Below are 23,680 nucleotides of genomic sequence, written 5' to 3' on the forward strand. Positions count from 1 at the left end.
TCAGTTCATGCCTTCGATGACCGAAAGGTGATGGCCGGCCCGCCGCTCCAGCAGTTCCGCGACGATTTCGGAGATATGAGGCAGCCCCTCCAGCGTCAGATGCGGATTGCTTTGCGACGGGCGGGGCCGATCCGGCAACACCTCCAATGCATCGGCAAACCGCCGGGAATCCTCGGCTTCCTCCGGCAAAAGCATCTCGATGAGGCCGAGTTCGGCTGCGCGCCGTGCGCGGATAAGCTGTTCCTCACGGGGCGTGACGCGCGGCACGATCAGCGCCGGCTTGTCGAATGACAATATCTCGCAATAGGTGTTGTAACCGCCCATCGCCACCACCGCCTTGGCGCCGGCAATCAGCTCTTCCATGCGGTTGTCGAACTCGATGATCTTCACATAGGGGATCTTGGCCCCCTTCCTGACCAGCTTGTTGCGCTTGCGCGCCGGCATGTAGGGGCCAAGCACGATCAGCGCCCTGTGCTGCAATTGCGGATCCTGCTGATAGGCATCGATGACGTTGTGGATCAGGTCGCCGCCGTCACCGCCGCCACCGGTGGTGACCAGGATATAGTCGCCCTCGGGCCGGTGGCCGGGCAACTCGTTCTGCTGCAGGCTCCGTTGCAGGAAACCGACGAACTTCATCTTTGCCCTGACCGCCGGCGGCACATCCAGGCCGATCAGCGGGTCGTAGAAATCCGGCGGGCCATAGACCCAGACCTTGTCGTAGAACAGGCCTATTTTGCGCATCACATCCCTGCGCGCCCACTCTGCTTCGAGCAGATGCGGCGCATCCATCACCTCGCGCAGGCCAAGCACGAGCGTGGTGCCCCGCGTCTTGAGGTAGGACAGCGTGTCCTCGATCTCACCGCGCAGGCCGAGCGGTTCCTTGTCGACGATGAAGATATCCGGCCGGAAGCTCTCCGCTGTGTGGCGGATGATCGCCTGACGCATCCTCAGCGTCTCATGCAGGTCGATATCCTTCTCCAGCGAGGTGTATTCGCCGTTGCGCAGCTTGATGACGCTGGGGATCTTCACGAAGTCTACGCGGGCGCGGTAATCGAAGGCGCCGGCGATGGTGGCGCCGGAAATGATAAGCACCTGCAGTCCGCGGAAATCCCCGACCAGCGAATGCGCGATCGTTCGGCACCGCTGCAGGTGGCCGAGCCCGAACGTGTCGTGGCTGTACATGAGAATTCGAGCGTCTTTTACGTGCTGGGTCATTGTTGAACGTCTTCTAGAATTCTCGCCGGGCCGTCGGCAACCCCGCAGGCTTTCATCTTCGCGGCCCTATCGACCTGTTTTGAAACATGGGGGCGTGAGGTACGCAACGGCATTCTTCACCTGGCCACGAATGCCAAGGGGCACGCGACGCCTTGTCTCCGCAGACGAAATACGACCCGAGCACAAATCTCTGTCATGAGGCTTGACCCCGTGGAATTACAGGCCTGTGGCCTGAGGCAGGCAGAGCGCATACAGCGAAAAGTTAAGGGCGACCAGAGGAAACGAGGTTGCCGCACATTGTGAGGAGAACCCCGCACCTTAGGAAAATGCTTCAAAATCCATTGGAACGCAACGACCGCCAGAGGCCGCTCGTTGCGGCCTTTTATCCTGCCATCACCCTCGGCCGGTAGCAAGCCTCCCTGACGTGGAGGATTCCGGATAGCGCCCGCCGCACCTGGGCCAAGGCCAACAGTTGGGCGTGGATGATCCGCCCGGTCGGTCAACGCAGATTTCGGTGACGCGGATTGTCACAAGGTTGCAACCTGTCACAGCCCAAGTTTTTCGTACCTTTGACGCCTGCGCAGAACAAGTCGTAGTTCTGAGACAAAAGCATCAGGTCGCCGTTGAAAGAAAACCGGGATGCGGTAGTATCGCATCAGATGTTTGCGACTGCTTGACCGGGGGGTGCAGTGGATTCGTCTTCTTTCAAGCGCTGGCCGGCAAAATGGGAGGCGCGCGATACTGCGGCCTTTCAGACCGCGTCGCGCCATATCCTGGGGGATTTGCCATGACAGCCAATGCCTATGTCGATCAGCTTAGCAGGGATGGCGTCGAGGCGATCGTCGCGGCTGTCACGGCGCGGGTCACGGACCGCGAGGCGCTGATCTGGCTGTGGCCGCAGCTCGAAAAGCAGCTGACGTCCTATGACGGCCATCTGCAGACGACATTGTTTCCCGGGTTCGAGGCGCCGGCCGTGACGGCGTTGGCGCAGGCGCTCGACCGGCGCGAACTGGCCGCCACACTACGGCTGGCGCTGCTGACGGCGCTGGACCGGATCAGCCCTCTCGAGGCCGCCTCGTCCGCAAGTGCTGCCGACATACTGGCGGAATGGAACAAGCTCTCGGCCTTCGTCAGGAACAACATCAGCGATGGCTTTTCCGGATTTCAGAATATTCGTACCCGGCTCTATGCGAAGTTCGGCGCGTCCGGCGATCCGGCCAAGGCGATCGGCCGGGTCAACGCCTATTACAACCAGATGCTGGGGGCCGGTTTCCCGAGGGCGAGCTTCAAGTCGCCGGTGCATCCCGCACTCAGGACCAGGTTGGCCAACACCGTCGAGCTGCTTACCGCCAGGAAGGCGCTGGCAGCACTGGACCCGATCAAGAGTGTCGGCGGCTTCAACATAAGGCCCAATGTCAACTCACCCACGCAGCTCAGCAATCATTCCTTCGGCTGGGCGGTGGACATCGATCCGGCGATCAATCCAAACGTCAAGAAGACCGTCTTGCCGCTGACCATCATCGCCGCCTTCACCGGTGTCGACCTTTACGGCGCCGAGAGCGCCACGCTGCGCGCCGGCGGCCCCTATGAAACGCTGCTGCCGGCGGCTGTTGCGCTGTCGAAGGCCAACGCCGCTGTCGTTGCCGCATTCGCCAATGCCGATGGCCTCAAGGCCGCCATGGGCAACGCCATAAAGCGCCTGGCCGGGGTGACACTGCCGGCGGCGAAACTGGCCACGGCCCATGCGTTGGCAACCGCCGTGCCGGCCAAGCAGACCGATCTCGCCGCGCTGCTGCAAGGCGCCGGCGCCACGCCGGCCAAGGCCAAGTCGACCGCCAAGCTCCTGGCCGATGCCGCCGACCTCTCCCGCCGCGCCGCCAAGGTCGGCTCACCCAAGATCATCGGCACCGACGCTTCGGTTGTCCGCTTCGGCTTCTTCAATCTGGCGCCGCAAGCTGCGGCCGGGTTGGCCGCCAGCGACGGCGGCGGCCTGCGCTGGCTGGGCGGCGCCACCGGCACCAAGGATTACATGCATTTCGAGCTTGCGGCAGCCGATCAGCCAAAGCTGTTCTGACCAACGCCGCATTCCGGCTCGATAATTTGCATGCGCTGACAAGAGGAGCGCCAATGAGATTCGCGGCCATGCAGGATCCATGTGACCAATGGATAGTCTACGATTTGATTTCAGCTCTGCCGGCAGAGATAGAAGGCAGACTGCTGACGGGGCTGACGCGTAGCGAAGCCGAGCAGATTGCTGAACGGGAAAATACAATCTTCATCAGGCATCCGACCCGTCCGCCGGTTCCGTGCCCAAGGTTCGCGTGAGCAGGCCGGCCTGACTAAGCCAACCGCGCCCTTGTCGTCCGCGGCGTCGCCAGCAGCAGGCTGGTCTCGCTGCCCGTTATGCCCGGGATCAGCCTGATGCGGCGCAGCACCGCATCGAAATCGGTGAGCGAGGCCGTGCCGAGTTCGACCACCAGGTCCCAGCGGCCATTGGTGGTGTGGATGGTCGAAACCTCAGCCAGACCGCCGAGCGCCCGTACCACGCGGTCCGCGGCGTGACCTTCGATCTCGATCATCATCACGCCGCGTATCCTCTGGTCGACGGCGTCGGCGCGCAGCACCACGGTGTAGCCGATGATCTCACCCGATTTTTCCAGCCGCTCCATGCGCGCCCTGACCGTGGCGCGCGAGACGCCGAGATCGACCGCGAGATCGGAGATGCTGCGCCGCGCATCGTGCCTGAGCAGCGTGACCAGCCTTTCGTCGAGCGCGTCCATGACTGCTATCCACTTTGATCAATCTTACTGCCCGGAATGATAAATCAATCTTTCCGAAATGCCAATTTCGCCTGTTCAAACCGCCGGGCCGGAGTGGTTCATTCCGCGCATCAATCGTGAGGACAAAAGAATCATGCGCTGCAGGATCGTTGGCGCGCCGGTGCAGGACGGCGCGGGCAGGATGGGATGCGAGATGGGGCCGAGCGCGCTGCGAACGGCAGGGCTTGTCTCGGTCCTCTCCGAACTCGGGCATGAGGTCGAGGACTGGGGCGCGGTGCAACCGGCTCCGGCACGGGCTATCGTCCACGGCAATCTTGCGCTGAAGGCGCTGCCGGAGATTTCCGCCTGGACGACGGCGATCGCCGAAACCGCCTACACAGCTTCGCAAGACGCCATGCCGATCTTCCTTGGCGGCGACCACGCTATATCCGCCGGCACGGTGTCGGGCATAGCCCGCCGGGCGGCCGAGCGCGGCCGGCCGCTCTTCGTGCTGTGGCTCGACGCGCATCCCGATTTCCACACGCTCGACACCACCGTCAGCGGCAACCTGCACGGCGTGCCGCTCGCCTATGCCAGCGGCCGGCCGGGCTTCAACGGCTATTTTCCGGATCTGCCTGTCGCGGTCGATCCCGCCCGCATCTGCGTCATGGGCCTGCGCAGCGTCGACCCGGCCGAGCGCCGGGCGCTGAACGAAGCCGGCGTGACCGTGCACGACATGCGCACCATTGACGAGCACGGCATCGCGCCTTTGCTGCGCGCTTTCCTGGCCCTGGTCGAAGAGGCCAACGGCCTGCTGCATGTCAGCCTCGACGTCGACTTCCTCGACCCATCGATCGCGCCGGCCGTCGGCACCACCGTGCCCGGCGGCGCCACCTTCCGCGAGGCGCATCTGGTCATGGAGATGCTGTCCGACAGCGGTCTGGTCTCCAGCCTCGACCTGGTCGAGCTGAACCCGTTCCTCGACGAGCGCGGCCGCACCGCGACCCTCATGGTCGACCTCGCCGCCAGCCTTATGGGCCGCCGCATCATGGACCGCCCGACCCGCAGCCATTCCGGAAGCATTGCATGACCCAGCCTTCCCGCCTTGCCATCGTTCCCTTCGTCAGCGTCGACCGCATGATGAAGCTGGTGCTGACCATCGGCGTCGACCGGTTCCTGACCGAACTCGCCGCCTATATCGAGGAGGATTTCCGCCGCTGGGAGCTGTTCGACAAGACGCCGCGCATCGCCTCGCACAGCCATGACGGCGTCATCGAGCTGATGCCGACCAGCGACGGCCGGCTCTACGGCTTCAAATATGTCAACGGCCACCCGAAGAACATGCGCGAGGGCCGCCAGACCGTCACCGCCTTCGGTGTGCTCGCCGATGTCGGCTCCGGCTATCCGATGCTGCTCACCGAAATGACGATCCTGACGGCGCTGCGCACGGCGGCCACCTCCGCTGTCGCGGCCAAATACCTGGCGCCCAGGGGCGCGCGCTCGATGGCCATCATCGGCAACGGCGCCCAGTCCGAATTCCAGGCCGTCGCCTTCAAGGCACTGCTCGGCGTCGACCGGCTGCGGCTCTACGACATCGACCGCTCCGCTTCGGAAAAATGCGCCCGCAACCTGGCCGGCCAGGGCTTCGACATCACCATCTGCACGACCGGACAGGATGCGGTGGAAGGCGTCGACATCATCACCACGGTGACCGCCGACAAGCAGTACGCCACCATTCTCACCGACAACATGGTCGGTTCCGGCGTGCACATCAACGCCGTCGGCGGCGACTGCCCCGGCAAGACGGAGCTGCACCGCGACATCCTGCTGCGGTCCGACATCTTCGTCGAGTTTCCGCCGCAGACGCGCATCGAGGGCGAGATCCAGCAGCTCGACGCCGACCATCCGGTGACCGAGCTGTGGCAGGTGATGACCGGCCAGGCGCAAGGTCGCAAGACGGCGGAACAGATCACGCTGTTCGATTCCGTCGGCTTCGCCACCGAGGATTTCTCCGCACTGCGCTATGTCCGCGACCAGCTCCAGGCAACCGGCCTCTATGAAGAGCTCGACCTGCTCGCCGATCCCGACGAGCCGCGCGACCTGTTCGGCATGCTGCTGCGGGCAGCGCTGCAGCCGGCGGCCTGAGGTTTTAGGCATCGCGGCCTGATGCCACGCGCAGCCGCGAAATCCACGCATCCGGACGAGCGCTAGCTATCCGCGCAACAGCGCGCAGCTCTCCCGTTCGACGAGCACCGGCGTGAGCACTTCGCGGCGCGAATGCGCCGCCGGCTCGGCAACCCGCGCAAGCAGCAGGCTGACGGCGCGCGTGCCGATCTTCTCGACCGGCTGTGCAATCGTCGTCAGCGGCGGCCAGGTGGTGACGGCATAGGGAATGTCGTCGAAGCCGATCATCGACATGTCGTCGGGAACGCGCAGGCCGCGCCCGCGCAACACCGTCAGCGCGCCCATGGCCATCAGATCGTTGCAGGCAAAAAGCGCCGTGATGTCTGGCGCCTGCGTCATCAGCCGTTCCATCGCGGTGCGGCCGCCGGCGAAGTGATAGTCGGAATCGACTACGGCATTCGCCGGCAGGTCGAGGCCGGCTTCCTGCAGCGCCCTGGCGAAGCCCCGCAGGCGAGCCGGGCTGGAGCTGGAATCGCGCGGGCCGCCGATGACGCCGATCTTCTTGTGCCCGAGGCCGACAAGATAGCGGCCGGCGAGATAGCCGCCATGATCGTGATCGACCAGCACGGTATCGACGTTGACCGAATGGATCTCGCGATCGAGCAGCACCGCCGGTACGCCGGGCAGAACGTTGGAGAACACCCGCGCATGGTCGGACGAGCCGGCGAAGATCAGCCCGTCGATCTGCTTGGCCATCAGCACCTGGAGATAGCGCTCCTCTTTCTCGGCGCTGCCGTCGGAATTGCACAGGATCACCGTATAGCCGGCAAGGAAGCCGGCATCCTCGATCTGGCGCGCCACGCTGGCGAAGAACGGGTTGGAATTGTCCGGCAGGAGCAGGCCAATGGTCTTGGTCTCGCCGCGCCTGAGGCTGCGCGCCAGCGTGTTCGGACGGTAGCGCAGGGCGGCGATGGCCGAATGCACGCGCTCGGCCGTCTCGGGCTCGACATGACGCGTGCGGTTCATCACATGCGAGACGGTTGCGACCGACACTCCGGCATGGCGCGCGACATCGGCAATCGTCGTCATCGTCCCTTGTCCCCTCAGCGGATGACCCGCAACAGCCGCTCCCGATATGCGTCTAGGATGACGGCAAGCACAATGACAAGACCTATCACGATCGGCTTGAAATTGTCGCCGACGCCAAGCAGCTGCAGCCCGGTGCTCAGCACCTGCAGGATGCAGGCGCCGACCAGCGTGCCGATGATCGAGCCCTTGCCGCCGCTGAGGCTGGTGCCACCGATGATGACGGCGGCAATCGCGTTGAGCTCGTAGCCGACGCCGGCGATCGGGCTGCCTATGTTGAGGCGCAGCAGATAGACCATGGCGGCGATGCCGGCGGTCAGGCCGCTGATGGTGAAGGCCGCGACCTTGTAGAAATCCGGATTATGGCCGGACAGGCGCACCGCTTCGTCATTGGTGCCGACGGCGAAGATCATGCGGCCGAAGACGGTGAAGCGCAGCACGAACCAGCCGGCCGCGATCACCAGCACGGCGACCAGGAAGATCGACGGCAGGAAGCCGCCGATGATGAGATTGCCGAAATCGACGAAACCCTGCGGCAGGCCGGTAATGGTCGAATTGTCGCTGACGACGCGGGCAGCACCAGCGGCCATGTTGAGCATGCCGAGCGTGACGATGAAGGACGGGATTTTCCAGCGCGTCGAGATCCAGCCATTGAGGAAACCGCAGACCGCGCCCGTGGCCATGCAGGCCAGCAGCGCCAGCAGGATCGCCACCCCCGGCGACAGGCTCTCGTCGATCATCACCGTGGCGCCGACCACCGTGCACAGCGCCAGCACCGAGCCGACCGAAAGGTCGATGCCGCCGGTTAGGATGACGAAGGTCATGCCGGCGGCGAGCACCGTGTTGATGGCGATCTGCACGAAGATCTTCAGCGCATTGCCGGATGTGGCGAAGTAGGGCGCCGTCGCCGAGAAGAACACGGTGATCAGCACCAGCGCCAACAGCACGCCGGCATCGCGCACCAGAAAGCGCAGGAATTTCGCACGGCCCGGGGAAACGGGCGCCGACACGGTTGTTTCGGACGTCTCGCTCATGGTCGCACATACTCCTGATAGGCGAGCGACAGGATGTGCTCCTGGTCGAACGCGGCGCGCGGCACGTCGCCGACGATCTTGTTTTTGGAAAAGACGATGATGCGGTGGCACATGCCCATCAGCTCGGGCAGGTCGGACGACACCATGATGATGCCCTTTTTTGCCGCCGCTAGCATCCAGAGCAGCTGGTAGATCTCGCGCCGGGCACCAATGTCGACGCCGCGCGTCGGCTCGTCGAGGATCAGCGTCGAGGTGCCCCTGAACAGCCATTTGGCCAGCACCACCTTCTGCTGGTTGCCCCCCGAGAGATTGCGCACCGCCTGCTCGATCGAGCTCGCCTTGACCCTGAGCTGGCCGACGAGATCATTTGCCGCCGCACTCTCCGCCCGGCGGTTGATGAGGCCGTTGCGCGAGACTTTGCTCAGGTCGGTGATGGTGATGTTCTTGTCTACGGCCAAGTCGAGCATCAGGCCCTGGCCCTTGCGGTCTTCGGTGAGCAGGCTCAAGCCGTGCCGCACCGCATCCTTGGGCGCGGTGATCGCGACCGGCCTGCCGTCGATCTCGACGACGCCGTCAAGTTTCGGGTCGGCCCCAAACAGCGCCCGCATGGCTTCGGTGCGGCCGCTGCCGACCAGCCCGGCGACGCCCAGGATCTCGCCATGGTGGACGGCAAAGGAAATGGCCGGCGTCTCGGCGCTGCGCTTGAGGTTGGCAACGCTGAGCGCGACCGTGCCCGGCACGATCGAAGCGTCGAAGCCATACTCGTCGGCAATGTCGCGGCCGATCATCATGCGCACCAGGTCCGGCACGGTGAGACCCCTAAGGTCGCGGGTCGCGACCAGTTTTCCGTTGCGCAGCACCGTCACCCGGTGGCCGATCTCGAATACCTCGTGCAGCCGGTGCGAAATATAGATGATGGTGACGCCCTTGGCCTTCAGCCGCTTGATGATGGCAAACAGCCGCTCGATCTCCGGCGGCGTCAGCGTCGCCGTCGGTTCATCGAGGACCAGCAGCTTTGAGTCATTGCTCAGCGCCTTGGCGATCTCGACCAGTTGCATCTGTGCGACGCCAAGCGCCTGGACGCGGGTGCGCGGGTCGATGTCGAGGCCGACCTCCTTCAACAGCGCGACGGCGCGGCTGTTGAGCGCCTTGCCGTCGACGATGCCGAAAGCGCGGCGCGGCAGGTTCTCCAGCATCAGATTCTCGGCGATGCTGAGATAGGGCAAAAGGTTGAGTTCCTGATGCACGATGCGGATGCCCGAGAGCTGCGCATCGTGCGGCGTCTTCGGCCGGTAGGGCGCACCGTTGAAGGCGATCGACCCTGAGTCAGGCTGGTAGATGCCGGCCAGGAGCTTGATCAGTGTCGACTTGCCGGCGCCGTTCTCGCCCAGGATGATGTGGGTTTCGCCGCGCGCGATCGACAGTGACACGTCGCTGAGCGCAACGGCGCCGGGAAAGATCTTCCCGACCCCTTCAAGGGAGAGAATCGCATCGTCCATGCAGCGGAATCCTGAATTGCGCTCTCGACAAAGCATTTATGAGCGCGTCGCCACCGCCGCCGACAGTCTGCCGGCGGCGGTGATGAGACAAGCGGAAAGGCCGGAGGGAGTACCGGCGCTATCGCTCGGCTCAGCCGGTGATCAGCTTGATGTCGGTCTTGACCCAGCCGGAGAATTTTTCACCGGCCATTTCGCGCAGGCCGTAATCGATGCCCATGGCGGCCATCTGCGCGCCATACTGCTCGACGGTGGCGAGCATCTTGCCCGCCTTGAGCAGCGGCCCGACGGCCGGAATGTTGTCGAAGCCGACGACCTTGATCTGGCCCGACTTGCCGGCCGCGTCGAGCGCCTTGACGACACCGAGCGCCATCGAATCATTGGCCGCCATCACGCCCTGTATGTCCTGATACTGGGTGAGGAAGTTGGTCATCAGCGTGTTGGCTTCCTCGGTCTCCCAATGCGCCGTCTTGGAGTCGAGCAGCTCAAGGCCGTTCTCCTTGATCGCATCGTCGAAGCCGAGCTTGCGCTCCTTGGCGTTGTCGGCTTCCGGATTGCCTTCGAGGATGACGACCTTGCCGCCCTTGCCGAGCGCCTTGCCGAGCGCATCGCCGGCAAGCTTGGCGCCGCCGCGATTGTCCGGGCCGAAGAAGGCGAGGTCGATGCCGGCCTTCTTCTTGGCTTCGGTGTCGAGCGCGACGTCGATGTTGATGACCTTGATGCCGGCCTGCAGCGCCTTGGCGATCGGCGTCACCATGGCCTTCGAATCGGCGGGCGCCACGACGATGATGTTGTAGTTCTGGGTGATGAAGTTCTCGATGGCGTCGACCTGCGCGGCGAAGTCGCGTTCGTCCTTCATGCCGACGGCGGCGAAATCGAACTTGTCCTTGTTCTTGGCGGCATACTCCTCGGCGCCGGCCTGCATCTGCTTGAAGAACTCGTTGGCGAGCGACTTCATGACCAGCCCGACCTTCGGCTTGTCGGCGGCAAAGACCGGTCCGAGCGGTAGCGCCAGCGCGCCGGCGGCCAGCGCGCCGGTCTTCAGGAACTGCCGGCGCGAGAACGGGCCGAGCCCATCCATGATTGTGTTCTTGCTCATTATTTCCTCCTCAGTGATCCACCCGTAATCGGTTACGTAACCGATTACGCCACAGGATAATGCGCGGCTTTGCCAAGTGTCAACATCGGTGTCGGGTAGCGAAACTTCGCCCTGCACAGCGAATCGCTCAGAACATCGAGGGCATGATCCGGACTTAGACACGCTTACGAGACTGAGAGAGAAATAGCGGCTGCCGTCGCCGCCTCTCTGCCATCCGAAAAAAGTCCAATTCAAGCAACAAGACAGGCCGGCTGGGCGGCATTCTAGAACGGACCAATGGCGGCGAAATCCGACAAGGGTCTGGCCAATGGACCGTTCAATGCGCCTTCTTCTCGTCGAGGATGACCCCAGGACCGCCGACTATGTCGTCAACGGCCTGACCCAGGCAGGCCATGTCTGCGACCTCAAGCGCGATGGCCGCGACGGGCTGTTTGCCGCGACACGCGACGCCTATGACGTGATCGTCGCCGACCGCATGCTGCCTGGCCTCGACGGCCTGTCGATGATCAAGGCGGTTCGGGCGGCGGGCGTGCGCACGCCGGCGATTTTTCTGACCTCGGTCGGCGGCGTCGACGACCGTGTCGAGGGGCTCGAGGCCGGTGGCGACGACTATCTCGTAAAACCTTTCGCTTTTTCCGAACTGCTTGCCCGCATTAACGCGCTTGGCCGCCGCCCGGCGGCGCAGGAGCAGAAAACGACGCTGCGCATTGCCGATCTCGAAATGGACCTGATCCAGCGCCGCGTCACCAGGCAGGGCCAGGCGATCGACCTGCAGCCCCGCGAATTCAGCCTGCTCGAAGTGCTGATGCGCGGCGACGGCCGCGTCATCACCCGCACTATGCTGCTGGAGCGGGTCTGGGATTTCCACTTCGACCCCAAGACCAGCGTCGTCGAAACCCATATCAGCCGGCTGCGGGCCAAGATCGACCGGCCGTTCGAAACGCCACTGATCCACACCGTGCGCAGCACCGGCTACAGTGTGCATGATTGAAGCTCGCTGTGACTGAAACAAGCGCCAGCCTGCTGCGCAGCACGCCGTTCCGGCTGGCGCTGACCTTTGCCTTGCTGTTCGTGCTTGCCTTCATCCTGTCGGGCGCCATCGTCTATCAGCTGATGAGCGCCGACCTTGCCGAGCGGCTCGACGAGTCGGTCAAGGAGACCTATTCGGTGGTCGCGGTGACCTATGCGCAAAGCGATCAGGAAGACCTGGTGCTGGCGATCGACAGCCATGCCGCGCTCAGCCCCGAGAAAGAACAGCTGTTTTCGCTGACCGACAGCAACGGCAATCGCCTGGCCGGTAATTTCACCGCCGCCGACCTTCCTGATGGCTTTTCGGATTTTGCCGCCTCCCTGCCGGGTGTGCCGCCCGGGACTCTGTACCGCGCCTGGTCCGGTTCGGTCGGGCCAAACAGCCTGACCGTCGCCTTCTCACTCTCCGAAACCGAGGAGCTGGAGAGGATCGTGCTGATGAGCTTCGGCTGGGCCACCCTGATCATTTCGGGCCTTGGGGTGGCCGGCGGCGCCTTGCTGGCGTCGCGCGTGCAGCGCCGGCTCGACGGAATCGCTGCCACCATGGACGACGTCTCCAATGGCCGGCTCGACGCCCGCATCCCGCTGCTCGGCAATGGCGACGACATTGACGGTGTCTCACGCCAAGTCAACGCCGCGCTGGAGCGGCTGGCATCGCTTGTCGACGGCATGCGCCAGGTCAGCGCCGACATCGCCCACGACCTGAAGACGCCGCTCAACCGCCTGCAGATGATCCTCGAGTCGGCCGCCGAGAAGACGACGCGGGGAGAGGCCGTTGCCGATGATCTGGCGGAGGCGCGCGGAGAAAGCCTGCAGATCAACGAGACTTTCGATGCGCTGTTGCGCATCGCCCAGATCGAGGCCGGCGCGCGCAAGGCGCGCTTCGTCGATCTCGACCTCAACGACATCGTCGAAAGCATCGCCGAGATCTATGCCGACGTCGCCGAGGATGACGGCAAGTCGCTGTCGGCGAATATTTCCCGAGACTGCCGATACCTGGTCCATGGCGATCGCGATTTGCTGACCCAGCTCTTCGCCAATCTGGTCGAGAACGCACTGCGCCATTGTCCGAGCGGTACAATCATCAAGCTGTCGGTAACCCGGCAAGGCGACCGCATGATCGCCGAGATCGCCGACAACGGCCCCGGCATCCCGGCGCAGGAGCGTGAAAAAGTGTTCCAGCGGCTCTATCGGCTGGAAACCAGCCGCACCACGCCCGGCAGCGGGCTGGGCCTCAGCCTGGTGCGCGCGATTGCCGATTTGCATGGCGCATCCATCGCGCTCGAGGACCGCCACCCCGGCCTGGCGGTGATTGTCGTTTTTCCCGAGGCGAAGCCGGCGGCGTGATCACCGCCTATATCCGAGGGCCGACCGGTACTACAAGGTGAGTATCTGGCGCCCGGGCAAACCCCGGCGAAAGTCCGACGGCGACATGCCGGCGAGCTTGCGGAACGATTTGTTGAAGGCGCTGAGCGAGCCGAAGCCTGAATCCATGGCGACGCGCAGCACATTGGCGTCTTCATGCATCAGCAGCGCCTGCGCATAGCTCAGCCGCAACAGGTTCATATACTCGTTGAGCGTCATGCCGGTCGACTTCTTGAAAATGCTCATGGCGTATTTCGGATGGATGTCGGCGGCCGCCGCGATGTCGACGCAGTCTATGTCATAGAGAAAATTCTCGGCGATGAAGTCGCACATGCGCCCGACATTGCGCAGCGACTGCTGGTCGAACGGGCCGCCGGTTTCCTGGCCGGCGGTTTCCGGCACCAACCGGTAGGGCTCGAACCGCACCCGCTCCAGCCGCAGCAGCAGCTCATTCACCGCGTGCTCGGTTATGGCCGGGTCGCCGGAGCGGAAATAGCGGTTCCAGCGCTCGAAATTGTGATGGTCCGCCGGGTCGGTGGCCGATGTCACCAGCGTGGCGCCCGTCATCAGCCGGTGGCGGATGTCCGTCGGCAGATGCAAGCGGAAGAAATGCACAAGCGGCAGATGCGCGCCGGCATAGATGGCGTCGTCCGAGAGATCGTCCATCTGGTGCGGCAGGCCGCCCCAGAACAGACACATCTCGCCCGCCGAGAGTGCGATCTCGTGTTCGGCCATGCGGTAGTGCACGCTACCGCGGACGATGAAATTGACCTCAACCTGGGCGTGCCAATGCGGCTTCAGCATCACCAGCGGATGGTTGTGAAACATCTGCAAGGCCATCGGCAGGCCTTCGACGCTGCTGGCGCCAGGCTGGTAAAACGGCCGTTCAGGCATCTTACTTTCCGCCCATCTTATATTCCCGTTGTCGGGGACAAGCCTTCCGCGCCGCCTAGTCTAGCCATGCTCGCGAACAGAGAGCAACTGAAATGGGAGGATTTCAATGCGCACGACACTCACCTGTGCCGCGCTGGCGCTTGCCCTGGGCTCAGCCCCGGCCTTTGCGCAGTCCGGCGAAATCACGATCTGGAGCTGGAACATCGCCGCTTCGTCGCTGAAGGCCACAATAGCCGGTTTCAACAAGCAATATCCCGACGTCAAGGTTACCGTTCAGGATCTCGGCAACCAGCCGACTTATGACAAGTCGATCGCCGGCTGCGCGGCCGGCGGCGTCGGCCTGCCGGATATCGTCTCCGTCGAAAACGGCGAGGCCGAGAACTACTGGAGCCAGTTCCCCGACTGTTTCGTCGATTTGCACACGCTGGGCTACAGCGCCGACGACCAGAAGAAATTCCCCGATTTCAAGCGCACCGAACTGGAAGTGGGCGACAAGGCCTATGCCATGCCGTGGGATTCCGGCCCGGTCGCCGCCTTCTACCGCCGCGACTTCTACGAGAAGGCGGGTGTCGATCCGGCCTCGATCAAGACCTGGGACGATTTCATTGCCGCCGGCAAGAAGATCCAGGCCGCCAATCCCGGCGTCACCATGACCAACGCCGATTTTAACGGCGACACCGAATTCTTCCGCATGATCGCCAACGAGCAGGGCTGCGGTTATTTCGCCGAGGACGGGCAGTCGATCACCGTCAACCAGCCGAAATGCGTCGATACGCTGACCAAGATCAAGGAGATGAAGGACGCCGGCATCATGTCGTCGGCCGACTGGGGCACCAAGATCACCAACAACACCGCCGGCACCGTCGCCACCCAGGTCTATGGCGGCTGGTATGAGGGCACTATTCGCACCGAATCGGCCGGCGAAAACGGCAAATGGGGCGTCTATCTGATGCCGAGCCTGACCGCCGACGGCCCGCGCGCCGCCAATCTCGGCGGCTCGTCGCTGGCCATCACTTCGGCCTCGAAGAACAAGGAAGCCGCCTACGCCTATCTGAAATACACGCTGGAGACGAACGAGGGCCAGATCACCATGCTGAAGGAGTTCGGCCTGGTGCCGTCGCTGATCTCGGCGCTCGACGATCCCTACGTTTCGCAAGGCCTGCCCTATTGGGGCGGCCAGGCGGTGTGGAAGGACATTCTCGCCACCCTGCCCAAGGTGGTGCCGAGCCGCGGCACGCCGTTCCAGAGCGATGCCGAAATCATCATGCGCGCGGTGCAGACCAAATATCTGGGCGGCGGTTACCCCGACGCCAAGGCCGCCCTCGACGACGCCGCCAACCAGATCGCCTCGGCGACCGGCCTGCCGATCAAGTAGGCGCCACCCTGTCTTGCCTCTCCCCTTGTGGGGTGAGCGGCTGGTTCGCCGAAGGCAAATTCATCGTGCCAGTGGCACGATGAAAGGCCGGCGAACGCTGGGACGCTGCGAAGCAGCGGGGACCCGGCCGGGTGGATCGCTACCACGCCCGGCCCTTCGCAGGCTCAGGGCGTTCGAAACTCGAAAAGCCAAGCAATTGGCTTTTCGTTCGCTGCGCGAACCGCTTCGCACCCCACAAGGGGAGAAGGCAAGAAGGAAAGGGAGGAGGAAACCATGCGCACCCAGAATGCCACGGCCTATCGCTTCCTCACGCCTTATCTCCTGATCTTCGCCATCTTCTGGGTGTGGCCGATCATCTCCTCGTTCATGATCTCGTTCCAGGCGACCCGCACCGTGCCGTGGCGCTTTGCGCCGACCTTCAACTGGGGCCGGCTGATCGGCGACCCCGCTTTCTTCAATGCGCTGAAGAACACACTGCTCATCCTCGTCATCCAGGTGCCGGTGATGATCTCGCTGGCCATCGTCATGGCGGTGCTGCTGAACTCGCCGCTGCTTAAAGTCCGCGGCCTCTACCGCTTTGCCTTCTTTGCCCCTGTCGTGGTCGGCGAGGTCGCCTATTCCGCGGTGTTCCGGCTGATGTTCAACCTCGATTTCGGCATCATCAACAAGCTGCTGGCCAGCGTCGGCCTGGCCAAGATCGACTGGTTCTCCAACGTCACCCCGGCCATGGCGCTGATCATGATCGCGGTGACCTGGCGCTGGGCCGGCTACAACGCCATCATCCTGCTCGCCGGGCTGCAGTCGATCCCAGAGGATGTCTATGAGGCGGCGACGCTCGACCGCGTCAGCAAGGTCAAGCAATTCTTCTACATCACGCTGCCGCTGCTCAAGCCCGTCATCGTTTTTTGCGCCGTGCTGTCGATCATCGGCACCATGCAATTGTTCACCGAGCCGTTCCTGATCACCGAACGCGGTGGGCCCGGCGGCGGCACCGAGACGCTCGGCCTGCTGCTTTACCGTCAGGGGTTCCGCTCGCTCAATTTCGGCTACGCCTCGGCCGTCGCCTATACCATGGCGGCGCTGGCCATCGCCATCACGCTGGTGCAGCTGTGGCTGACAAGAGAGCCGAAATGACAGGGGAGCCGAAAATGAGTTCGCTCTCGCAACGCCGGCTCGGCCGCAGCCTGCTGCTGCATTTGTTCCTGACGCCGCTGGCGGTGATCTGGCTGTTTCCGCTGTGGATGATGATCGTCTTCTCGACCATGCCCGACAACGGCATCTTCAGCCCCGGCATCGAGCTCTTGCCGCACGACAATTTCCTCGCAAACTTCCACAATCTGCAGCGCGACACCGACTTTGTCGGCGCTATCGGTATCTCGGTCTCGGTGGCGGTGACCTACACCGTGCTGTCGGTGCTGCTGACCTCGATGGCCGGCTGGGCGCTGGCGCGCTACCATTTCGTCGGCAAAGGTTTGGTCGTCGCCATCATCCTCGGCACCATCACACTGCCTTACGCGGTGGTGCTGATCCCGCAATTCATCATGGTGGCGCGCGACTTCCAGCTCGCCAACACCTGGGTGGCGCTGATCGTGCCGCCGCTGTTCAATTCGCTCGGCGTGCTGTTCATGCGCCAGGCCTTCACGATGATGCCGCACGATCTGTTCGACGCGGCACGTGTCGAAGGCGTCAAGGAATGGCGCATCTTCCTGTTCGTCGCGCTGCCTTTGGCGCGGCCGATGCTGGCCGCACTCGCCATCATCCTGTTCCTCGCCTCGTGGAACAATTATCTCTGGCCACTGCTGATCAACAGCCAGCCCGGCGCGATGACGGCACCGGTGGCGCTCGGCACGCTGATCGGCCTGACCAAGGTCTCCTGGGGCGGCCTTATGGTCGGCGCCGTCATGCTGACCGTGCCGATGCTCGTCGTCTTCGTGCAGCTGCAGCGCCACTTCATCGCCGGCATCGCCGCCGGCGCCGTCAAATAGGGATAACAAAGACATGGCGGCAGTCACCCTCACCAACGTCATCAAGCGCTTCGGCGTCTATGAGATTATCCATGGCGCCAACATCGATATCGCCGACGGCGAGTTCGTCGTCTTTGTCGGCCCGTCCGGCTGCGGGAAATCGACGCTGCTGCGGATGATCGCTGGGCTGGAGGACATCAGCGGCGGCGAGATCGCCATTGGCGGCAAGGTGATGAACGATGTCGAGCCGGCAGACCGGGGCATCGCCATGGTGTTCCAGTCCTACGCGCTCTACCCGCACATGACGGTGGGGCAGAATCTGAGCTTTGGCCTCAGAATGACGGGCAATCCCAAGGAGGACACCGACCGGCGGGTGAAGCGGGCTTCCGGGATCCTGCGCATCAGCGAGCTGATGGCACGTCGGCCCAAGCAACTCTCCGGCGGCCAGCGCCAGCGTGTCGCCATCGGCCGCGCCATCGTGCGCGAACCGCAAGTGTTCCTGTTCGATGAGCCGCTGAGCAATCTCGACGCTGAGCTCAGGGTCCAGATGCGGGTCGAGATCTCGCGCCTGCACAAGGAACTCGGCACGACGATGATCTATGTCACTCACGACCAGACCGAAGCGATGACCTTGGCCGACAGGATCGTCGTTCTGCGCGGCGGCCATGTCGAACAGATCGGCCGGCCGCTCGATCTCTACGACAATCCCGACAACCAGTTCGTCGCCGGCTTCGTCGGTTCGCCGAAGATGAACTTCATCAAGGGTCGTGTCGTCGGCCGCGATACGGGAAGCGTCACTGTCGAGCTGGTGGGCGAGGAAAAGGCCCGCATCGTGCAGCCGCTGGCCGGCGCCGTTCCGGAAACCGGAGCCAGGGTCATCGTTGGCGTGCGGCCGGAGCATTTCGGCAGCGCCGGCGAAGGCGATGCCGACCTCACCGTCGGCATCGACGTGGTCGAGCATCTCGGCGGCACCAGCTTCATCTATGCCAGGACCGCCCATGGCGAGGACCTGGTGATCCAGCGCGACGCGGCAAAGGTTCCCGAAACCTCGGAGATCGCCGTCTCCATCCGCAAATCCTACCTCTTCGACGAAAACGGCCAGCGGCTGCGCTGAGCCTTTCCAGACTTGCAAGGAGAATGACCATGACTTCAACCGCGCCCATCCGCTGGGGGATACTCGGGCCGGGCGACATCGCCAAAGCCTTTGCCGGCGGCCTCGCAGGATCGCGTACCGGCACGATCGTTGCACTCGGTGCCCGCAATCCCGGCAAGGAAGGTCTCGCCAGGACTTTCCCCGGCGCCCGCATCCTCGACGGCTATGACGCGCTGCTCGCCGATCCGGACGTCGACGCCGTCTATATCGCCATCCCGCATCCCGGCCACGCCGAATGGGCGATCAAGGCGGCGGAGGCCGGCAAGCATGTGCTATGCGAAAAGCCGCTGGCGCTGACCGCCTTCGAGGCCGACGCCATGATCCATGCCGCGCGCAAGGCCGGAACCTTTCTCGGCGAAGCCTTCATGTACCGGCTGCACCCGCAGACGCTGAAGCTGGTCGAGCTGATCAAGTCCGGCGTTATCGGCGATGCCAGGATGATCAAGTCGAGCTTCGGCTTCGCCATGCCTCGATTCATGCCGGAGCACCGTCTCTACGCCAACGACCTCGCCGGCGGCGGCATTCTCGATGTCGGCGGCTATCCCGTCTCGATGGTGCGGCTGATCGCCGGGGCGGCGGTGGGAAGACCCTTTGCCGAGCCGGACAAGGTCGTCGGTACCGCCCATCTCGGCCAGTCCGGCGTCGACGAATGGGCCTCGGCGCTGCTGCATTTTGCCGGTGGCATCGTCGCCCAGGTGTCCTGCAGCATTTCGCTCAACCAGGAGAATGTGCTGAGCATCCTCGGAACCAAGGGCCGAATCGAGGTGCCAGACTTCTGGTTCGCCGGCGGAAATCGCGATGCCGGCCTCGGCAAAATCGACGTTATGCACGCCGACGGCAGGCGCGAGACTATCAGTGTCAACGAGAGCCGCCATCTCTATTCCTTCGAGGTCGATGCTGCCGGGGACGCGATCCTGGCCGGGAGCCAAGAGTTCGCCTGGCCGGGCATGTCCTGGGCCGACAGCCTCGGCACGTTGCGCGTGCTCGACCGATGGCGCGCCGCTGTCGGGCTCGAGTATGAGATCGAGAAGCCGGCTAAGCGCATCAACACGATCTCCGGCCGGCCGCTGCGCACCGATGGCACCGCCATCGGCAAGCGCACTATTCCCGGCCTGTCGAAGCCGGCCTCAGTGGTGGCGCTCGGCTTCGAGGATTTCCGCACCTTCTCCTCTGGCTCGATCCTGCTCGACGGCTTCTTCGAGGCCGGCGGCAACCTGTTCGACACCGGCTATGTCTATGGCGGCGGCTACACCGAGACGCTGCTCGGCCAGTGGCTGAAAAACCGTGGCGTGCGCGAGCAGTCGGTCATCATCGCCAAGGGCGCGCACTCGCCGCTCTGCTACCCCGATGTCATCGGCAAGCAGCTCGCCCAGTCGCTCGACCGGCTGCAGACCGACCATGTCGACATCTATTTCATGCACCGCGACAATCCGGATGTGCCGGTCGGCGAGTTCGTCGACGCCATGGACGCGGAGGCCAAGGCCGGCCGCATCCGCGGCCCCTTCGGCGGCTCGAACTGGACCATGGCGCGCATGGACGAGGCGATCGCCTATGCCGAAAAGAACGGCAAGCAGAAGCCAGGCGCGCTCTCCAACAACTTCTCGCTAGCCGAAATGCTCGAGCCGATCTGGGCCGGCTGCATCACCTCGTCCACCGACGAGTGGAAAGCCTGGCTGACGAAGCGGCAGATGCCGAACTTCGCCTGGTCGAGCCAGGGCCGCGGCTTCTTCACCGACCGCGCCGGCCGCGACAAGCAGGACAATGAGGAGCTGGTGCGGGTCTGGTACTCCGAGAAAAATTTTGGCCGCCGCGATCGCGCGATCGAGCTGGCCCAACGACTGGGCAAAAGCCCGATCCACGTCGCGCTGGCCTATGTGCTGGCGCAACCCTTCCCGTCCGTGCCTTTGATCGGCCCGCGCACGCTGGACGAGCTGGAGGACAGTTTGAAGGCGCTGGATATAGCGCTGACGGCTGATGATCTGGCGTGGCTGGATGAAGGGCCGGAAAGGCGGCGGGCTTAGCTAATCAGGCGAGGCCACAGACGCCTCATTCCTTCGCGCCCCCCTCTGGCCTGCCGGCCATCTCCCCCACTTGTGGGGAGATCAGATGTCACGCTGGCTTTCGCCGACTTTCAACGTTGTATGGTGGAAATGGGTCGAGGCGCCGAAACTGCCAATCTCCCCCCTCGTGGGGGAGATGCCTGGTAAGGCAGAGGGGGGCGCTGTCCCGCCAACGCATCTAGGTTGTTAGCGATCAATCCTTGTCGACAAAATTATCGACGACGCCGTCCGCTCAACCCCGTCCATCGCCCCGATCTCGTCCAGCAGCGCGTCGAGATCCCTGATCGACGGCGCGTCGACGATGACGATCATGTCGAAATTGCCGCTCACCGAATGCAGCGTCCTCACCGGCGGCAGTGCCTGCAGCGCGCGCACCACCTTGTCGGCGAGTTTGGGCGTGACGGTGAGCAGCACATGCGCCCGCACCAGACCCTGCTCATAGTCCGGCGCCAGCCGCACGCCGTAGCCGGTGATGATGCCGCGCTGTTCCAGCCGCTCGATGCGGCTTTGCACCGTGGTGCGCGAAACACCGAGCTGGCGCGCCAGTTCGGCGGTCGAGGCGCGGGCATTGGCGCGCAGCAGGGAAAGCAGTTTTTGTTCAGGCTCACTGAGCATTTCGACGAACCTTGTCGGCACATCGTTCAGTCGTAGGGTTCGTTTCGAACAATTCCACGCTTCCTTTCGACAGGCAAGCTGCGATTCTTGGCGTCATGGTGCTCCGACCGCGCAGCGGTTCGGGCCAAAGGCTTTTATGAGGGACAGGTCATGAAGAAAATCATCGTCGTCGGCGCCGGCAAGATCGGCTCCACCATTGCAGGCATGCTCGCCGACACCGGCGACTACCACGTCACCGTCGTCGACCGCGCGGCGGCACAGCTGGCCGCGGCCGAACTTCCTGCCGGTGTTGAGGTGCTGGAGCTCGACATCACCGCTCCCGGCGCGCTCGAGACGGCCCTTGCCGGCGCCTTCGCCGTGCTGAGCGCCGCGCCCTTCCATTTGACCACGCGCATCGCCGAAGCGGCCGCCGCCACCGGCGTCCACTATCTCGACCTGACCGAAGACGTCGTTTCGACTCGCCGCGTCAAGGAACTGGCTAGGTCGGGCAAGAGCGCCTTCATTCCACAATGCGGCCTGGCGCCCGGCTTCATCTCCATCGTCGCCAACGATCTCGCCAGCCGTTTCGATTCGCTGGAAAGCGTGCGCATGCGCGTCGGTGCGCTGCCGCAATACCCGTCCAACGCGCTGAACTACAATCTGACCTGGAGCACCGACGGCGTCATCAACGAATATTGCGAGCCCTGCGAGGCGATCGTCGAAGGCGAGCTAATCGAAGTGCCGCCGCTGGAGGAGCGCGAGGAATTCTCGCTCGACGGTGTCACCTACGAAGCCTTCAACACCTCCGGCGGGCTCGGCACTCTGGCGGAGACGCTGAAGGGCAAGGTGCGCACGCTGAACTACCGCACTATCCGCTATCCCGGCCACGCCGCTATCATGAAGGCGCTGCTCAACGACCTCGGCCTGCGCCACCGCCGCGACGTGCTGAAGGACATTTTCGAGAGCGCCTTGCCGGCAACGCTGCAGGACGTGGTCATCGTCTTCGTCACCGTGTCGGGCCGCCGCAACGGGCGCCTGCTGCAGGAGACCTACGCCAACAAGATCTATTCGCAGCGCGTCGGCAACCAGGTGCGCAGCGCCATCCAGATCACCACCGCGTCCGGCATCTGCGCCGTGCTCGACATGCTGGCCGACGGCACCTTGCCGGCGACCGGTTTCGTCAAGCAGGAAGACATCGCGCTCGACGCATTCCTGGCCAACCGGTTTGGGCGTGCGTATGCCCAGCACGAGATGGTAAGCCGGCTCGCGAGCTGAGCAGCACCTCTTCCTCCCCCCTTGTGGGGGAAGGTGGATCGGCGCGTCAGCGCCGAGACGGATGAGGGGTGCTCCAGAAAGCACCAACGCCTCACTCCGCTGGAACACCCCTCATCCGTCGCCTTCGGCGACACCGCCCGGGGCGAGTCGCGGGCCTCGCCCGCCCTTCGGGCCCCACAAGGGGAGAAGGGGGAGCTATCCCTACCCCCTCAACAGCATCGGTCGTCCCAGCAGAAACCGGATAAAATTGCCTGCGGTTCGCGGCGCCTTGCCGTTCCGCAACATCTGTAGCGGCGGGCTGTCTTTTCTAGCAGGCTGCAGCTTTTTGGTTTCGACACCCGGCCGGCCGACGCTGAAATACGCTTCCGCGATCGGTTTGCCCCTCAGGACATTGGCGGCGTTGTTGTCGTGAATAACGATGCACCATTGCGCCTCCTTCGAAGCCGCAACGACGGTGTTGAAGCGCGTCGCCATCTTGGCGTGGTGGTCGCTATAAATGCCGCTCATTTCCGGCGATCTCTTTTCGACCAGCGTGCCAAATGCCGAGGTGGTATAATCGTGGTGCGTGTAGCGGTGGCTCGCCACGTCGAAATTCTGGCCGACCGGGAAGGCGATGAACAGCGGTTGCAGGTCCACCTCGCCTTTGGCGATCTCCCTGCGCGCGTAGTGCTCGACCCGTTCCATGAAACCCGGCGCCAGGGCGTCGTCGCTGTCGAGCCGCGTCACTGAAACGAACTCGGCATCGCTATCGCCCAGGACGACTTCATTGAAGCGGGCATTGAGGTTCTCGCCAGCCTCGACGAGGACCGGCCTGACATCGACCCCGGCCACGCAAGCGCAGACGGTCCGAACATAGTTTTCGTGGGTCTCGGCATCGAACGCCACCAGAACGGTAAAATCCTTCAGCGACTGGGCCTCGAGAGACGGTGCGCAATAAGTGTCGAACAACGCCAGCCGCTCGACCAGCCAGACAGGATCGAGATTGGCGCGGCCCTTTCCGTCCCACTGACTCGGCTTGAATCCGGTCGCGGTGTTGAAGCGTATGGCGACGTATTTCTTCACATCGGTGCTCATCGACAGACACTTAGTACATTCTGCCGATCAGCGACAATCAAGGGCCCGTCGCCGGCTGACCGGGCGATCTCCCCCCTTGAGGGG

At 63.8% G+C, this 23,680-nt stretch carries 20 protein-coding genes; 11 read left to right on the forward strand and 9 right to left on the reverse strand.

What is annotated here, in order from left to right:
* Positions 1 to 1,215, reverse strand: coding sequence for a glycosyltransferase family protein (locus tag ACWGTO_RS15430; protein WP_454575681.1), 1,215 nt, complete (start codon positions 1,213 to 1,215; stop codon positions 1 to 3).
* 787 nt (positions 1,216 to 2,002) lie between these two features.
* Between ACWGTO_RS15430 and ACWGTO_RS15435 the strand changes: the two genes are divergently transcribed.
* Complete coding sequence (locus ACWGTO_RS15435) at positions 2,003 to 3,289, forward strand: M15 family metallopeptidase (protein WP_454575682.1); 1,287 nt, start codon at positions 2,003 to 2,005, stop codon at positions 3,287 to 3,289.
* 265 nt (positions 3,290 to 3,554) lie between these two features.
* Here the strand turns inward: ACWGTO_RS15435 and ACWGTO_RS15440 are convergent, their stop codons facing one another.
* The gene (locus ACWGTO_RS15440; RefSeq protein ID WP_112560188.1) at positions 3,555 to 3,995 is read right to left on the reverse strand and encodes an Lrp/AsnC family transcriptional regulator; all 441 of its coding nucleotides are present in this window, start codon (positions 3,993 to 3,995) and stop codon (positions 3,555 to 3,557) included.
* 133 nt (positions 3,996 to 4,128) lie between these two features.
* On the opposite strand from ACWGTO_RS15440, the gene rocF reads away from it, so the two are divergent.
* Complete coding sequence (rocF, locus tag ACWGTO_RS15445; protein WP_454575683.1) at positions 4,129 to 5,064, forward strand: arginase; 936 nt, start codon at positions 4,129 to 4,131, stop codon at positions 5,062 to 5,064.
* Complete coding sequence (locus ACWGTO_RS15450) at positions 5,061 to 6,119, forward strand: ornithine cyclodeaminase (protein WP_454575684.1); 1,059 nt, start codon at positions 5,061 to 5,063, stop codon at positions 6,117 to 6,119. Before rocF ends, ACWGTO_RS15450 begins: the two co-directional genes overlap by 4 nt.
* 66 nt (positions 6,120 to 6,185) lie before the next feature.
* Here the strand turns inward: ACWGTO_RS15450 and ACWGTO_RS15455 are convergent, their stop codons facing one another.
* From ACWGTO_RS15455 to ACWGTO_RS15470, 4 genes are all read right to left on the reverse strand, one after another.
* On the reverse strand, positions 6,186 to 7,187 hold the full coding sequence (locus tag ACWGTO_RS15455; protein ID WP_454575685.1) for a LacI family DNA-binding transcriptional regulator: 1,002 nt from the start codon (positions 7,185 to 7,187) through the stop codon (positions 6,186 to 6,188).
* 14 nt (positions 7,188 to 7,201) lie between these two features.
* The gene (locus ACWGTO_RS15460; RefSeq protein WP_454575686.1) at positions 7,202 to 8,218 is read right to left on the reverse strand and encodes an ABC transporter permease; all 1,017 of its coding nucleotides are present in this window, start codon (positions 8,216 to 8,218) and stop codon (positions 7,202 to 7,204) included.
* On the reverse strand, positions 8,215 to 9,717 hold the full coding sequence (locus ACWGTO_RS15465) for a sugar ABC transporter ATP-binding protein (RefSeq protein WP_454575687.1): 1,503 nt from the start codon (positions 9,715 to 9,717) through the stop codon (positions 8,215 to 8,217). Before ACWGTO_RS15465 ends, ACWGTO_RS15460 begins: the two co-directional genes overlap by 4 nt.
* Positions 9,718 to 9,847: 130 nt before the next feature.
* Entirely contained in the window at positions 9,848 to 10,813 is a 966-nt protein-coding gene (locus ACWGTO_RS15470; RefSeq protein WP_454575688.1) for a substrate-binding domain-containing protein, read from the reverse strand.
* A 319-nt stretch (positions 10,814 to 11,132) separates the two neighbouring features.
* Between ACWGTO_RS15470 and ACWGTO_RS15475 the strand changes: the two genes are divergently transcribed.
* Together ACWGTO_RS15475 and ACWGTO_RS15480 are read left to right on the forward strand one after the other, a co-directional pair.
* Complete coding sequence (locus tag ACWGTO_RS15475) at positions 11,133 to 11,804, forward strand: winged helix-turn-helix domain-containing protein (protein WP_454575689.1); 672 nt, start codon at positions 11,133 to 11,135, stop codon at positions 11,802 to 11,804.
* Between the two features lie 8 nt (positions 11,805 to 11,812).
* Positions 11,813 to 13,189, forward strand: coding sequence for an ATP-binding protein (locus ACWGTO_RS15480; protein WP_454575690.1), 1,377 nt, complete (start codon positions 11,813 to 11,815; stop codon positions 13,187 to 13,189).
* Positions 13,190 to 13,219: 30 nt separating this feature from the next.
* Here the strand turns inward: ACWGTO_RS15480 and ACWGTO_RS15485 are convergent, their stop codons facing one another.
* Positions 13,220 to 14,101 (reverse strand): helix-turn-helix domain-containing protein, encoded by an 882-nt coding sequence (locus ACWGTO_RS15485; RefSeq protein ID WP_454575691.1) that lies wholly within the window; start codon positions 14,099 to 14,101, stop codon positions 13,220 to 13,222.
* Positions 14,102 to 14,207: 106 nt separating this feature from the next.
* On the opposite strand from ACWGTO_RS15485, the gene ACWGTO_RS15490 reads away from it, so the two are divergent.
* The 5 genes from ACWGTO_RS15490 to ACWGTO_RS15510 all read left to right on the forward strand — a co-directional run bounded on the left by ACWGTO_RS15490 (position 14,208) and on the right by ACWGTO_RS15510 (position 20,614).
* On the forward strand, positions 14,208 to 15,476 hold the full coding sequence (locus ACWGTO_RS15490; protein WP_454575692.1) for an extracellular solute-binding protein: 1,269 nt from the start codon (positions 14,208 to 14,210) through the stop codon (positions 15,474 to 15,476).
* A 273-nt stretch (positions 15,477 to 15,749) separates the two neighbouring features.
* On the forward strand, positions 15,750 to 16,610 hold the full coding sequence (locus tag ACWGTO_RS15495) for a carbohydrate ABC transporter permease (RefSeq protein WP_454575693.1): 861 nt from the start codon (positions 15,750 to 15,752) through the stop codon (positions 16,608 to 16,610).
* 14 nt (positions 16,611 to 16,624) lie between these two features.
* Entirely contained in the window at positions 16,625 to 17,461 is an 837-nt protein-coding gene (locus ACWGTO_RS15500) for a carbohydrate ABC transporter permease (RefSeq protein WP_454575694.1), read from the forward strand.
* A gap of 13 nt (positions 17,462 to 17,474) precedes the next feature.
* Positions 17,475 to 18,554, forward strand: a complete 1,080-nt coding sequence (locus ACWGTO_RS15505; RefSeq protein WP_454575695.1) for an ABC transporter ATP-binding protein — start codon at positions 17,475 to 17,477, stop codon at positions 18,552 to 18,554.
* Between the two features lie 29 nt (positions 18,555 to 18,583).
* Positions 18,584 to 20,614 carry an aldo/keto reductase gene (locus tag ACWGTO_RS15510; RefSeq protein ID WP_454575696.1) on the forward strand — a complete coding sequence of 677 codons (2,031 nt, stop codon included), beginning with the start codon at positions 18,584 to 18,586 and terminating at the stop codon, positions 20,612 to 20,614.
* A 225-nt stretch (positions 20,615 to 20,839) separates the two neighbouring features.
* Here the strand turns inward: ACWGTO_RS15510 and ACWGTO_RS15515 are convergent, their stop codons facing one another.
* The gene (locus ACWGTO_RS15515) at positions 20,840 to 21,268 is read right to left on the reverse strand and encodes an Lrp/AsnC family transcriptional regulator (protein WP_454575697.1); all 429 of its coding nucleotides are present in this window, start codon (positions 21,266 to 21,268) and stop codon (positions 20,840 to 20,842) included.
* Between the two features lie 150 nt (positions 21,269 to 21,418).
* On the opposite strand from ACWGTO_RS15515, the gene ACWGTO_RS15520 reads away from it, so the two are divergent.
* On the forward strand, positions 21,419 to 22,522 hold the full coding sequence (locus ACWGTO_RS15520) for a saccharopine dehydrogenase C-terminal domain-containing protein (RefSeq protein ID WP_454575698.1): 1,104 nt from the start codon (positions 21,419 to 21,421) through the stop codon (positions 22,520 to 22,522).
* Positions 22,523 to 22,723: 201 nt separating this feature from the next.
* Here ACWGTO_RS15520 and ACWGTO_RS15525 read toward each other — a convergent pair whose 3' ends face one another.
* On the reverse strand, positions 22,724 to 23,596 hold the full coding sequence (locus ACWGTO_RS15525) for a glycosyltransferase (protein ID WP_454575699.1): 873 nt from the start codon (positions 23,594 to 23,596) through the stop codon (positions 22,724 to 22,726).
* Positions 23,597 to 23,680: the final 84 nt, after the last annotated feature.

This window comes from Mesorhizobium sp. PL10, assembly GCF_053714315.1.